We start from the raw sequence: 13,358 nt of genomic DNA on the forward strand, positions 1-13,358 counted from the left end.
AGAATTATGAAAGTTTGTTTAAGTTTGGTTTTAATGAGTTTTGCACTGTTTTCTTGTAAAAAAGAGAACGTAGAAAAGGAAAATTTAGAGAAAGAAAATGCAAATAAAGAAGCAGTTTCTTTTAAAGGAAATTATGCTAGTACCGATTCTGTGTATTCGGTTGCTTATTTGCCGACATCGACAACAAAACAGATTGTAAAACATCAATATTATACTTTATCGTATAATGAAAACTTTGAACAGGCTGAATGGGTAGCGTATGAATTGAAAAAGGAATATCTGAAAAATCATGATTATAAAAGGCCATATTTTATTGAAGATCCAAAAGTTACTACAGGTTCTGCAGATTGGAGAAACTATAAAAACTCTGGTTATGATAAAGGGCATCTTTGTCCGGCAGGAGACATGGAATTTAACAAAGAGGCGTACAACGATACTTTTTATACTTCGAATATTTCTCCGCAGAAAAAAGAATTTAATGCTGGAATTTGGAATAGAATTGAGCAAAAGACACGCTATTGGGCAGGGAAATACAATGATATTTATGTTGTAACTGGCGGAATTGCGAAAGATTCGGATAAAAAAATAGGAACAGAGAATGTCGCTGTTCCTAAATATTTTTATAAAATTGTTTTAGCTAAAGACGGTAAAGAGCACAAAGCAATTGCTTTTTTAGTTCCAAACGAGAAAAGCGTCAAATCCATTTACGACTTTGTGGTCCAGATTGAGACTTTAGAGAAAATGACCGGAATTGATTTCTTTCCGAATCTTAAAAATCTAAAAAGTAGTAAGGACTTTTAAGCCGGCAATTGTTTCTGTTGGATTTTCAGCTTTAAAAACAAAGCTTCCAGCAACTAAAATATCTGCACCAGCTTCTATTAATTGTTTAGCGTTTTTGCTTGTAACACCACCATCAATTTCGATTAAGGTTGAAGCGTTTTTGCGCACAATTAATGCCTTTAGTTTCTTTACTTTATCGTAAGTGTTTTCGATGAATGATTGTCCTCCAAATCCAGGGTTAACGCTCATAATGCAAACTACATCAATATCATTAATAACATCTTCTAGCAAGTCAACATTAGTATGCGGATTCATGGCAACACCAGCTTTCATTCCTTCTGCTTTAATTGCTTGTAGCGTTCTATGCAAGTGCGTGCAAGCTTCATAATGTACAGTTAGTCCATTTGCGCCTAAATCGGCAAAAGTTTTAATGTAGCGATCTGGATCAATAATCATTAAATGCACATCGATGTATTTTTTTGCATGTTTTGAAATAGCTTCTAAAACCGGCATTCCGAACGAAATATTTGGAACAAAAACCCCATCCATAATATCGATATGAAACCAATCAGCTTGACTGTTATTAATCATTTCGACATCGCGCTGTAAATTAGCAAAATCGGCAGCAAGAACTGAAGGAGCAATAAATGTATTTTTCATTGTAGTGTGTGTTGTTTTTTTGCAAAGATAATTTTTTTTTAACCGAAAAGAGTGCAAAGATTTACGCAAAGCACACAAAGTTTATTAAGAATCTCGCAAAGTCGCAGAGTCGCAAAGAACAATAAACTTTGCGACTCTGCGACTTTGCGAGCATATTTTCTTAGATGAAAAATTTTATATAATTCTTTACGCTCTTTGCGGTTAAAAAAAACTTCCTAATAAAAAATAAAAAACTCCGGTAATCAGCCGGAGTTTCAATCATCAATCAAAAAACGAACAGTCAATCAAACTGTTGTTTGGGGTAAAATTCCAATTTTAAAATTACCAAATTCCAATTGTTGCTTGGAATTTGGAATTTTTAAAAATTTGAAATTTAATATTGTTATCCTAAGTATGTTTTAAGGATTTTACTTCTAGAAGTGTGTTTCAATCGACGGATTGCTTTTTCTTTAATTTGACGAACACGCTCACGAGTTAGGTCGAAAGTTTCACCAATTTCTTCAAGAGTCATTGGGTGTTGGTCGCCAAGTCCAAAATACAAACGTACAACATCTGCCTCTCTTGGAGTTAATGTTTCTAAAGAACGTTCGATTTCCGTACGAAGAGATTCGTGAATTAATTCTCTATCTGGATTTGGAGATTCACCAGAACGCAATACGTCATAAAGATTAGAATCTTCTCCTTCAACAAGAGGTGCATCCATAGATAGGTGACGTCCAGAGTTTTTCATAGACTCTTTTACGTCGTTTACAGTCATATCAAGTTCTTTTGCAATTTCTTCAGCAGAAGGTGGGCGCTCGTTAGATTGCTCTAATAACGCATACATTTTGTTGATTTTATTGATAGAACCAATTTTATTTAATGGTAAACGTACAATACGAGATTGTTCAGCTAATGCTTGAAGAATCGATTGACGAATCCACCATACAGCGTAAGAAATGAATTTAAAACCACGAGTTTCATCAAAACGTTGAGCCGCTTTAATTAAACCTAAGTTTCCTTCATTAATTAAATCCGGAAGAGTTAATCCTTGATTTTGATATTGTTTAGCCACAGATACTACGAAACGTAGGTTGGCTTTTGTTAGTTTTTCTAAAGCTCTTTGATCACCAGCCTTTATTCTTTGTGCTAATTCTACCTCTTCATCAGCGGTAATTAGGTCAACTTTTCCAATTTCTTGTAGATATTTATCTAACGATGCAGTTTCACGATTAGTTACCTGCTTGGTGATTTTAAGTTGTCTCATGTTGTTGTCTCCCTATTTTTAAAGTGTACAAATGGTTATACGTAAGGAGTATCAAAAAAGTTACAATTAAAAGAAATATTTTTCAAAAAAAAACTCCAGCACTTTAAAGTGTTGGAGTTGAGTGCTTAATCTTTAATTTGCAGAAGCATCTTTTACTTCTATGAATTCGCTGACTGAAACAGGTGTTCCGTTCTTTGTGAATCCTTCCAATCTTATCTCAAAATTTCCTGAAATATCAGAAGTGTAGAATGAGGTGTTGTTTGAATTTAATTTTAATTCTGGAACCCAATACAACTGATTTCTGTAATCTGGAATTCTAGATTCTTCGTTTGGGTTTACGTATTCAATTTTATTGTATATTTTTTTTGGTTTCGGACTCAAGATGTTTGATTTTACCAGTGAACTTCCTGTTAACGTACTTGTGAAATCCTTGTCGAATGTGGTAAAACTTATTAATCCGTTAAAAGGTTTTGCTCCCACATAATATCTTCCAATTATGATATCAACTTTGTAAACATTTTTCATTGGATAATTCATCAAATCATCTTGATTTTCCAAATATAATCCATCAACGAGAACTAAGGCTGGCTCTGGCAATTGAGGAAAAACATTCGGATCGTTGACATGAAGATAATTTTTTCCATCTTTTTGTCTAATAAATATGTCTATAACAACTTCAGTGGATGTTTCTTTTAAGGTCTTAAATCTAGTATAATCGTCTAAAACATATTGTTTGGCAAGAGGGGTGTAAAACGGTTCAACTGCAGGTGTTTTTGAAATATTATCCATTTTTTTATGGAAATAAGCATTTTCAATTTGAGCAGAAACAGATCTGTCCAATATACTCTCTTTTAAAGTATAAGAAAGATTAGCAAACGCTGGGAAAGATAATCCTTCGTAATTTATTTCCGGGTCTTCGTTTAATAGTAATGTGTAATTATTTGCCTTTTCGTCAATAAGCTGAACGGTAATACTTGATGTATAAAAAGTGTCTTTTAAATAAAAGATGAAGTTTCCTTGAGCATCAGTTTGGGAAATTTCAAAAGCAAAAGATTTTCCTGGCAAAGACAAGCCAATAAATTTATTTTTTAAATCATCCGTACCGGTTTTAGAGGTAATCTTACCAGAAATAATTTGTCCTCTGGCTTCAGGCAAATGCAGTTTATTGTCTGAGTTTTGAATGTCTAAAATAGCAACTTCTCTCGATGAAGCTACAAATTCATTAGCAGAAATCTGTTTTTTGGTAGAAATATTATCAATTCTTTTAACAGAGAGTGAATAATTCCCATCTTGAAATGAACTGTTTGCAGATTCAATTCTTAAATCTACTAATTCACGATTGGAAAAAGTCTTTTTAGGCAGTATGACTTTTATATCTGGATTAGATTCTGCGATGTTACCAGAAGCTGGTGCAGTTTCTGTTTTATTTGCTAATTGATTAGAGGAGTCTGAAAGATTCAATTTGTTTTCAGTGCCATTTTTAATGTCAGATTTGAAGGGGTTAATAATGGTGATATCTATCTGAAAATAATCAGTTACTTTTTTGTTTAACATCCAAGTGGTATAGCTAATGAGCTTGTAATTTCCGGTTTTTACAGTTGTTGGAATGAAATAATCTCCTTCGCCGGTGCTGTTTCTTAAAGCTATTTTAGTCTTGAAAACCGATTTTTTGTTTTCGTCTACTAATTCAACATAGGCTATTTTACTAATAGTGCTAGGGCTTTTATCTGAAGATTTTAAACAGTAAATCTTAAATAAGATAGTTTCTCCTGACACAAATGTTGATGCATTTGCATGGATAAATACCGTTTCGTCTAATGTAACGGTTTGTTGAGCGTTTGTCAATTGTGCGCTAAAAATTAACGCTACCAATGCTATGATGTTTTTTAATTTGTCCAAAATGAAGGTATTTGATTAGACGAAAAAGATGTGCAGTCTCCACATTCCACTGGAACAGTGTAATAAAAAGAAGCTTCAATATTAAATTTGTATCTAACGCGGTTAGCATTAAGTCGGTCAATTAATAACTTTCCTTCACATGGATTGGGAGCGCTAAAGTAAAAGCAGAACTTGTATTCTTCCTCTGTACAATCTGTTACATATGGGGGAAGAAGTTCTCCTGGGAAAAGATCTTTGTAATTAAAAAACATTCTTTTCGATGAGAAAGAAGAAACTTCAAAGAAACCGATTGCTTTTTGATCAGTATGCGATACGCATCTAATGTTTCCAGAAACAAAACCTGGCTGTTTTGGCGAAAGCACGCTTCCAGAACTTGAAATTTCTTTCATTGTTCTACGAAATGTGTAAGACGCTAAACTCTGTACATATTGTTTTACTAAGATGCTGTAACGGTGGCTGATGATATAATTTTGATCACTAATAAAGCGTACTGGGAAATTAACCCGATCTTCTTGTAAGTCTGTTGTTGTAGTCAGAATAATATCATTAGAAATTTTTGTGCTATAACATGTACGGGTGTTAGGATCGTTTGGCTGTAATTCTACATTTTCTGGACCTGTAACTACAAGTTTTTCCTGTCTCCAAACCGGTGCAACAATCTGGTAGGTTTCTTCATACTCATATCTATAGTATTTTGAGGTATTGGTAGGGTCATAATTTGTTACACGGATCTGAACTCCTCTACCTTCTTTGCTGTCTGTAACTACTGCCGGTGTAACATCTAAAATAGGATTTTCTGTAGTTAATGTCTCATTTGTGGATTCATAAACTTTTCCGTCTTTGGTTTTAATTTCTAATGTATAGATAGTATTTGCAGCTGCTTGGAAAGGATTTTCAGAAACATAAATTCCGTCTTTCTCAATAAACGGATAAACAGTTCCTGTGTTGTCTTTAATAGTTACAGTAGCACCACTTTCTATTTCGACACCATCATCTTCTAATTTGGCTGTTTTAGAAAGCTTTATTTCTTGGGTTTTTAACTCATTTGTAATTGTTGCTTCTACCACTAAAGCTTCTTCATAATTATCTGACGATAATGTATAGCTTTCTGCGCAGCTTGTAAAAATTGCGAACAATACTAGTAAAAAGATGGATCTGTATTTTGTTATTATTTTCATGATATTTGAATCCATTTTGTTGTTTTAAAATTTAAAATTGTAAGTGATACTAGGGACAGGAATCGAGAAAATTGAAGTCTTGTATCCTTTTACTTTTCCGCTTTGATCGGTTACGAAAAAGATTGAATAAGGATTGTTTCTTCCTAACACGTTATACACAGAAATGTTCCAGAAGCTGTGTGCCAATTTCTTTATTTTGTGATTCCCTTCAATATTAATTCCAATATCTAAACGGATGTAATCTGGAATTCTAAATTTATTTCTATCGCTATACAAAGTATATTCAGCCCCGCCATAATTGTATGTTCCAATTGGGAAAGTAATTGGTCGTCCAGTTTGGTATAAGAAATTAGTAGACAAGCTGTATCGTTTTGTAAATTTATAATTTAATACAGCGCTCAAATCGTGTGGCTTATCAAAATTTGCAGCAAAATATTGTCCGTTATTTACCTTTTCTTCATTGAAATTTCCGTCAAGTTTAATTAATGACCTTGAATAAGAGTATCCGAGCCACCCGTTTAACCTTCCGATTTGTTTCTTAATTAAGAATTCAATTCCGTAAGCCTTACCATCGCCTTGCAAAAGCTCGGTTTCAACATTTTCGTTTAATAATAATTGTGCGCCAACTTTGTAATCTAATATATTTTTAGATTTTTTGTAATATCCTTCCAAGCTAAGTTCATATGTTTCGTCATCAAGATTTTTGTAAAGTCCTAAAGAAAACTGTTGAGCGCTTTGTGGGCGTACATTGGCATCTGATAATTTCCATGTGTCTGTTGGAGATTGCGTTACATTGCTGGAAAGTAGGTGAATATATTGTCTCGTCATGTCGTAACCTGCTTTTATAGAAAAATCTTCACTAAAGAAATATCTGGCTGCAAGGCGAGGTTCAAAACCACCGTACGTTTTAATTACTTCGTTTTTTCCATAATGATCCGTTCTAATAACTGTTGCGTCGTTTAAAGGAAGCCCTTTCTCATAAACATTTACATCAGCTTCTCCTAAAGCAGAATATGTGGAATAGCGTACTCCCAAATCAATCAACAATTTTTCGCTCAATTTATAGCTGTCAGAAAGATATGCCGCCGATTCGAGTCCTTTTTCTTTGTCAATGTCTGTAGGAACTAGTGTGGCATTTGGATTTGTTGGATGTTGGTAACCAGGGGAAATATTGTATAATTTGCTAGATATTCCATAAGAAATATTGTGTTTTTTATTCAATTCATAATTGAATTTTAATTGCAATTGCGACTCGTTAATTTTATATCCAAAATCAAAAGAGTTTACGTCTGCTGAATGATAATCAATATTGAATTTATATTCGCTATTTGTAAAAATAAATGCCGATTTATGTCTATCGCTAAAAGTGTGATCCCATTTTAAAGACGCAAGTCTATTGCTATATTTATACAAAGAATCAGAACTAATTCTAAATCTGTCATTACTGTAATATACTGTTGCTTCTAAATTATTATTAGCATTTAAAGCGTTGTTGTATTTTAAGATTCCATCATAAAATCCTGCTTCGCTATTTTTTAAATTTTCATCATCTAACGTTTTGAGGATCCAGTCAGAATAAGTTGCTCTTGCACCGAAAAGGATGCTTGATTTATTTTTTTGAATAGGAAGGCCAAAACTTAAATTTGACGTAATTGGTCCTATAGCACCTTCGCCAGAAAATTTTTCTGGATTGCCATTTTTTGTTCCAATATCAAAGACAGAAGATAGTCTACCTCCATAACTGGCAGGAATACTCCCTTTGTAGATATCTGCTTTCTTAGCAGTATAGGGATTTATTGCCGAGAAAAAACCTAAAAAATGCTGAGGATTATATAGAACAGCATTGTCAAGAAGAATTAAGTTTTGATCTTCCTTTCCTCCACGAACATTAAATCCGGCAGATCCTTCGCCTGTTGTCTTAATACCTGGAAAAGTAGTGGCGACCTTTAAAATATCTCGTTCTCCAAGAATCAGAGGAACATTTTTTATTCCTTCAATATCGATAGAAACTAAGCCAGAAATTACCGTTTCAGTTGTTTTTTGTCCTTTCTTTTTAATAACAACTTCATCAAGCTGATTTGATTTTTCGTTGATATTTACATCAAGATTTCCGTCATCATATACAACGACAGTTTTGGTGACATCTTTGTGATTTAAAGATTTAATCTCAATGACATTCGTACCTCTAGGAAGTACTAGAGTATAATTTCCATCTAAATCAGTAGAAGTGTTGATGTTTTTATTTTTTACTCTGATATAAATATTTGGCTCAGCTTTACCAGTTTCTTCATTTCGAATTGTTCCTGTTATGGTGTAATTCTTTTTAGGCGCATTGCTGTTTTCTTTTCCAATAAATATAACAGCTGATTTTTTAGTTACGCTGTACGTGTTTAATGAATCATATTGCTTATAGAAAACGGGATTTATACCGTTATTTTCTTTGTTTGCTGGATCTGCAGGGGTGTCAGCAAAAAATCCGGCAGGTAGATCATCATGAATTGTCTGATTAAGAGTCAAGATGACTTTCCTATTTAAAACGATAAAATTCAAATCGGTTTTACTTAATAATTTATCAAGTAATTCATCGATCGTGACATTGCTGTAGCTTTCAGATATCAAAGTTTTATTAGCATCCACCCAAACAGGATCAAAATAAAATTTGTACGATGTAGAGGCTTCAATAGTTTTTATTGCTTCTGATAAAGTTTTGTTATTAAATGTTACGGATAGTTTTTCATTATTTTGGGAAAATGAAAAGTTACATGATAATATAATAACAAAGGCGAGTAAAATTTTTTTCATGCAGTCTTATTTTTCAATCGAAAGAGAGTTGTTAATATATTTCATTAAATTTTTCATAAATAAATTGAGATCCGTTTTTCTCTGTTCTCTATTCATTTCATAAAACTCATTAATGTATTTCTTCTTGTTTGGGAATATTTTAATGATGTCACTTTTACTGTCAGCAACATATAGCGTTTTTTTGTATGCCAAAAAGTAATTGCTTTTAGATTTGAAGTGATAGAAAATACCATCCTCTCTAACTGTTTTATTTATTGCTTTGCTGTGTTTAATGTAAAAAGTAAAATCTGAAGTGTTTTCTCCAACTTCATAGTAACCAGTTGTTAAGCTTGGTAAATTATATTGTTCTTTATTAAGTTTAACGAAATTTCTATTATACAATGAAAACGAATCTACTTTCTCTTTAACAAGGCTGATTCCAATTAATTCTGATGCATTATGAGGATTAAGGATTAAAATGTCCCTGTAAACATCATATTTTAAAGAGGTGTCATAGTAAGTTTGACCTTCAAAAGCCAAAATTCCTTTTTCAAATTTATCTTCTTTAAAATAGATAGTGCTGCCATCAATGGTGCTGTAAGGATTGGTATGCAAAACACCATTGTTAATGTCGAGATTGTTTTTTCCAATGCTTTTGTCAAACCAATTATAGATTTCGATTTCTTTAGTACTTTGGCTGTGAATGGAATTAATACTTAATAATAATCCAAATAAAGTTAGGAATATTATCTTTTTTTGATAATTTTTCAAAGGATTCAGTAGTTTAATGATTTGTTTTGGTAGTTCCCAAATGTATTAAAAAAAGGTTATAAATAAAACGCAAATTTGTTAAATTGTGATATTTTATTTATGTTTTTTTAATTGACAGTGTAATTATTGCTGTATTTTTAAGTTTATCAATGAAAAACATGAATACAGGCATTCAGGAAGCAGATGTAGGAATATTAGATATGAAAAATGAAATTGGCAATTTAAAAAGTTAAGCGGTATATAATAAAAAAAGAAAAACCCCAATTCGATAAAGAATAGGGGTTTTTTATGAATAAACCTTTAGTAAACTAAGATCTGATTACTCTTTTTTATCCTCACGTGGAGGTCTTGGAACTAGTGCTTTTTTAGACACTTTTTCTTTTTTGGTTTTAGGATCAACTCCTAAGTATTTCACTTGGAATACATCTCCCATTTTAACTACGTCAGCAACGTTTTCAGTGCGTTCCCAAGCCAATTCAGATACGTGAAGCAATACTTCGTTTCCAGGTGCCGCAGTATATTCTACAACAGCTCCAAAATCAAGCATTTTAATCACTTTTACTTCATAAGCTTCTCCAACTTGAGGTTTGAAAGTTAAAGCATCAATTTTAGATAATACAGCTTTAATTCCGTCTGGATTAGTTCCTAAAATTTCAACAACTCCTTGCTCGTCAACTTCGTTGATTACAATTGTAGTTCCTGTAGCTTTTTGTAATTCTTGAATTACTTTTCCGCCAGGTCCGATTAATGCGCCAATAAAGTTTCCAGGAATAGTTCTAGTAATGATTTTTGGTGCGTGAGCTTTAACTTCTGCTCTTGGAGCAGCAATAGTCTCAGTTAATTTTCCTAAAATGTGCAAACGTCCGTCACGAGCTTGTGCTAAAGCTTGTTCCATAATGTCATAACGTAATCCTTCGATTTTGATGTCCATTTGGCAAGCCGTAATACCATCAGCAGTTCCAGTTACTTTGAAGTCCATATCTCCTAAGTGATCTTCGTCTCCTAAGATATCAGACAATACAGCAAATTTCTCACCGTCAGTAATTAATCCCATAGCAATACCAGAAACTGGTTTTGTCATTTGAACTCCAGCATCCATAAGAGCCATTGTTCCAGCACAAACTGTTGCCATAGAAGAAGAACCGTTAGATTCTAAAACCTCAGAAACAACACGGATTGTGTAAGGACAATCTGCAGGAATCATATTTTTTAAAGCTCTTTGAGCTAAGTTACCATGACCAACTTCTCTTCTTGAAGTTCCTCTTAATGGTTTTGCTTCACCAGTAGAGAAAGGAGGGAAGTTATAGTGTAAGTAGAATTTCTCTTCACCTTGCTCAGATGGAGAATCGATTTGGTTCGCTTCTTTAGAAGTTCCTAAAGTTACTGTAGCCAAAGCTTGAGTTTCTCCACGTGTAAATAAAGAAGATCCGTGAACAGATGGTAAATAATCAGTTTCACACCAGATTGGTCTGATCTCTGTTGTTTTTCTACCGTCTAGACGAATTCCTTTTTCAAGAATAACATTACGAACTGCTTCTTTGTTTGTTTTGTAGAAATATTTTCCAACTAAACCAGCAAGATCTGCATTTTCAGCGTATTCTTCTTCTGTAAATAAAGCTTTTGCTTCGTCTTTTACAGCTGCGAATTTTTCACCTCTTTCTGCTTTTCCAGAAGCTTCTTGAGCAATTGCATAGCATTTGTCGTAAGCAGCAGCTTTTACTTTAGCGTAAACAGCTTCGTCTTCGATTTCACCTTCGTAAGTTCTGTATTCTTGAGAGCTTAATTTTGCTCTTAATTTTTGTTGGGCAACAATTTGAACTTTAATAGCTTCGTGTGCAAATTTAATTGCTTCAACCATTTCTGCTTCTGAGATTTCTTTCATCTCACCTTCCACCATAGCAACAGAATCCATAGAAGCTCCAATCATCATGTCGATATCAGATTTTTCTAATTCTTCTCTACTTGGGTTGATAACTAATTTTCCGTCGATACGTGCAACACGTACTTCAGAAATTAAGTTGTAAAAAGGAATATCAGAAACAGCTAATGCAGCAGATGCAGCTAAACCAGCTAATGCGTCTGGCATAACATTGTCATCGTGAGACATTAATTGAATCATAACCTGAGTTTCAGCATGGTAATCGTCTGGGAAAAGCGGACGTAATACACGGTCTACTAATCTCATTGTTAATACCTCACTGTCGCTTGGTCTTGCTTCTCTTTTGAAAAATCCTCCTGGGAAACGTCCTGCAGCAGCAAATTTTTCACGGTAATCTACCGTTAAAGGTAAAAAGTCAACACCTGGGTTAGATGTTCTTGCAGAAACTGCAGTTGCCAAAAGCATACAGTTTCCTAAACGTACAACAACTGAACCATCGGCTTGTTTTGCTAATTTACCAGTTTCGATTGAGATGCTTCTTCCATCTCCTAAATCGATAATTTCTTGTGAAACTTGTGGAATCATAAATTTTTCCTTTTTGATTATACAATGGGTTTTAGTTGTGTTGTAGTTGTTGTTGTGTGTAGTTGTTGTTATCTAAAACCCAATGAAAAACCAAACTTTTTTTCTTGTAATATGCTTATTATAAATAGCTCTGATGTAAAAACAAAAAGAGGCACTTTCGCACCTCTTTTCTATATTGATTATTTTCTGATATTCAATACTTTGATAATCTCACGATATCTGTTGATATCTTTCTTTTTCAAGTAGTCCAACAAAGCTCTTCTTTTACCTACTAATAGTACAAGAGAACGCTCAGTGTTGTAATCGTGACGATTTTTTTTCAAGTGTTCAGTTAAGTGAGAAATTCTGTAAGTGAACAACGCGATTTGACCTTCTGCACTTCCTGTGTTTGTTGCACCACCGTGTTGAGCGAAGATTTCTTCTTTCTTTTCTTTAGTTAAATACATTCCAATATTGTTTTAATGATTTTTATGTATGCCATACAACTTTTGTAAGACGGGTGCAAAATTAGATTAAAAAAACAGAAAAATCAAAAAAAAATAAAAGAATCTGAAAATAGGGGCTAAGAAATTTATTTTTAATAATTTAGAATTGTTTTATCTACTAGTTACAGTTATTGGTAAAGAGTAAAGTGCACTTCTTTTCATGCCTCTAAATTTTCCAGGAATCCAATCTCCTGCAATATTCAAAACTCTTATAGCTTCTTCACCTGTTCCATAACCTAAATCTTTTATGATTATAGGTTTGGTAACTTTGCCTGTTTCGTCGACAACAAAAGAAACATAAATTTTACCTGTGACTTTATTTTTTAATGCGTCCTCAGGAGTTTTGTAATTCTGAGCAACTTTCCTATAAAAGTTGTCTAAACCTGCCTGTGGTAATGGTTTTTCAAATAATTTGGAATAAGAATATTTCATTCCGTTTTTATCTGTACTTATTCCAGAAATTAGATTTCCGTCCTTATAAGTCTCGGTGTATGTAATTTTATTTTTTAAATCACTTCCTTGCCAAACGCCATCTTTAAGGCCGTCTTTTATTTTTCCTTTTTCCTGAAAATCATCATCAGTATCGTCACATTCACCATTTCCATCATTGACGGTCAATTCATTTTTTTTATTCCAGAATTTTAAAAGAAGTGTTTTTGAGGTTTTATTTTTTGGGTCGGGAAAGTTTTCCTTTTCGAATTTTATATTCCCGTTATTATACCATTTATATTCTTTCCCTGTTTTCCAATCTTCAGAATATGTTATAATTGCTTCTTTAATGCCGTTTTCATAATAGTAAATAAAGGTGCCGTCTCTTTTAAGTACATCTTTGCTTAAAGTTGTTCCTATCATTTTTTTAGCACCAGACTTGTATAATATAGTTACTTTATAAGTGTCCTTATTCGTGTAGTAATCTTCGACAACTCTAACATATTTATGGTTTTCTTCTGATGTTTCACGGTAGGTAGAGTCTAGATAAACTGCCATAGAAGGGTTTTTCTGTGCAGAAAAATTCAGGGAAATAAAAATAAGAACAAGAAGGAATAATTTTTTTTTCATTTGACGGCTATTTTTTTTGTAGTAAAAATAGTGGA

The 13,358-nt window shown here is 33.1% G+C and carries 10 protein-coding genes; 1 reads left to right on the top strand and 9 read right to left on the bottom strand.

Annotated features, from left to right (window positions below):
• The first annotated feature begins 6 nt into the window (after positions 1 to 6).
• Complete coding sequence (locus tag ABTV69_RS06945) at positions 7 to 801, top strand: DNA/RNA non-specific endonuclease (protein WP_433834903.1); 795 nt, start codon at positions 7 to 9, stop codon at positions 799 to 801.
• On the opposite strand, the gene rpe is transcribed toward ABTV69_RS06945, so the two are convergent.
• From rpe to ABTV69_RS06990, 9 genes are all read right to left on the bottom strand, one after another.
• Positions 778 to 1,440, bottom strand: coding sequence for a ribulose-phosphate 3-epimerase (rpe, locus tag ABTV69_RS06950; RefSeq protein ID WP_433834904.1), 663 nt, complete (start codon positions 1,438 to 1,440; stop codon positions 778 to 780). The genes ABTV69_RS06945 and rpe overlap by 24 nt on opposite strands.
• Before the next feature lie 382 nt (positions 1,441 to 1,822).
• A complete protein-coding gene (locus ABTV69_RS06955; protein WP_007804760.1) occupies positions 1,823 to 2,686 on the bottom strand; it encodes a sigma-70 family RNA polymerase sigma factor in 864 nt (287 codons plus the stop codon).
• Positions 2,687 to 2,818: 132 nt separating this feature from the next.
• The gene (locus ABTV69_RS06960) at positions 2,819 to 4,585 is read right to left on the bottom strand and encodes a hypothetical protein (protein WP_433834905.1); all 1,767 of its coding nucleotides are present in this window, start codon (positions 4,583 to 4,585) and stop codon (positions 2,819 to 2,821) included.
• Entirely contained in the window at positions 4,573 to 5,763 is a 1,191-nt protein-coding gene (locus ABTV69_RS06965) for a DUF4249 domain-containing protein (RefSeq protein ID WP_433834906.1), read from the bottom strand. Before ABTV69_RS06965 ends, ABTV69_RS06960 begins: the two co-directional genes overlap by 13 nt.
• A gap of 24 nt (positions 5,764 to 5,787) precedes the next feature.
• Positions 5,788 to 8,565, bottom strand: a complete 2,778-nt coding sequence (locus ABTV69_RS06970) for a TonB-dependent receptor (RefSeq protein ID WP_433834907.1) — start codon at positions 8,563 to 8,565, stop codon at positions 5,788 to 5,790.
• Positions 8,566 to 8,571: 6 nt separating this feature from the next.
• Positions 8,572 to 9,315 carry a hypothetical protein gene (locus ABTV69_RS06975; protein ID WP_433834908.1) on the bottom strand — a complete coding sequence of 248 codons (744 nt, stop codon included), beginning with the start codon at positions 9,313 to 9,315 and terminating at the stop codon, positions 8,572 to 8,574.
• 319 nt (positions 9,316 to 9,634) lie between these two features.
• Positions 9,635 to 11,779, bottom strand: coding sequence for a polyribonucleotide nucleotidyltransferase (locus ABTV69_RS06980; RefSeq protein ID WP_433834909.1), 2,145 nt, complete (start codon positions 11,777 to 11,779; stop codon positions 9,635 to 9,637).
• A gap of 179 nt (positions 11,780 to 11,958) precedes the next feature.
• The gene (gene rpsO / locus ABTV69_RS06985; RefSeq protein WP_008466503.1) at positions 11,959 to 12,225 is read right to left on the bottom strand and encodes a 30S ribosomal protein S15; all 267 of its coding nucleotides are present in this window, start codon (positions 12,223 to 12,225) and stop codon (positions 11,959 to 11,961) included.
• Between the two features lie 150 nt (positions 12,226 to 12,375).
• A complete protein-coding gene (locus tag ABTV69_RS06990; protein WP_433834910.1) occupies positions 12,376 to 13,323 on the bottom strand; it encodes an energy transducer TonB in 948 nt (315 codons plus the stop codon).
• Between the last annotated feature and the right edge of the window lie 35 nt (positions 13,324 to 13,358).

The sequence above is a fragment of the Flavobacterium anhuiense genome, from assembly GCF_050990855.1.
In the GTDB taxonomy this organism is placed as follows: Bacteria; Bacteroidota; Bacteroidia; order Flavobacteriales; family Flavobacteriaceae; genus Flavobacterium; species Flavobacterium anhuiense_C.

What these genes read in the sequence shown, in the direction of transcription:
- ABTV69_RS06945 (WP_433834903.1), top strand. Translation starts at nt 7, where the DNA reads ATGAAAGTTTGTTTAAGTTTGGTTTTAATGAGTTTTGCACTGTTTTCT.
- rpe (WP_433834904.1), bottom strand. Translation starts at nt 1,440, where the DNA reads ATGAAAAATACATTTATTGCTCCTTCAGTTCTTGCTGCCGATTTTGCT.
- ABTV69_RS06955 (WP_007804760.1), bottom strand. Translation starts at nt 2,686, where the DNA reads ATGAGACAACTTAAAATCACCAAGCAGGTAACTAATCGTGAAACTGCA.
- ABTV69_RS06965 (WP_433834906.1), bottom strand. Translation starts at nt 5,763, where the DNA reads ATGAAAATAATAACAAAATACAGATCCATCTTTTTACTAGTATTGTTC.
- ABTV69_RS06970 (WP_433834907.1), bottom strand. Translation starts at nt 8,565, where the DNA reads ATGAAAAAAATTTTACTCGCCTTTGTTATTATATTATCATGTAACTTT.
- ABTV69_RS06980 (WP_433834909.1), bottom strand. Translation starts at nt 11,779, where the DNA reads ATGATTCCACAAGTTTCACAAGAAATTATCGATTTAGGAGATGGAAGA.
- rpsO (WP_008466503.1), bottom strand. Translation starts at nt 12,225, where the DNA reads ATGTATTTAACTAAAGAAAAGAAAGAAGAAATCTTCGCTCAACACGGT.
- ABTV69_RS06990 (WP_433834910.1), bottom strand. Translation starts at nt 13,323, where the DNA reads ATGAAAAAAAAATTATTCCTTCTTGTTCTTATTTTTATTTCCCTGAAT.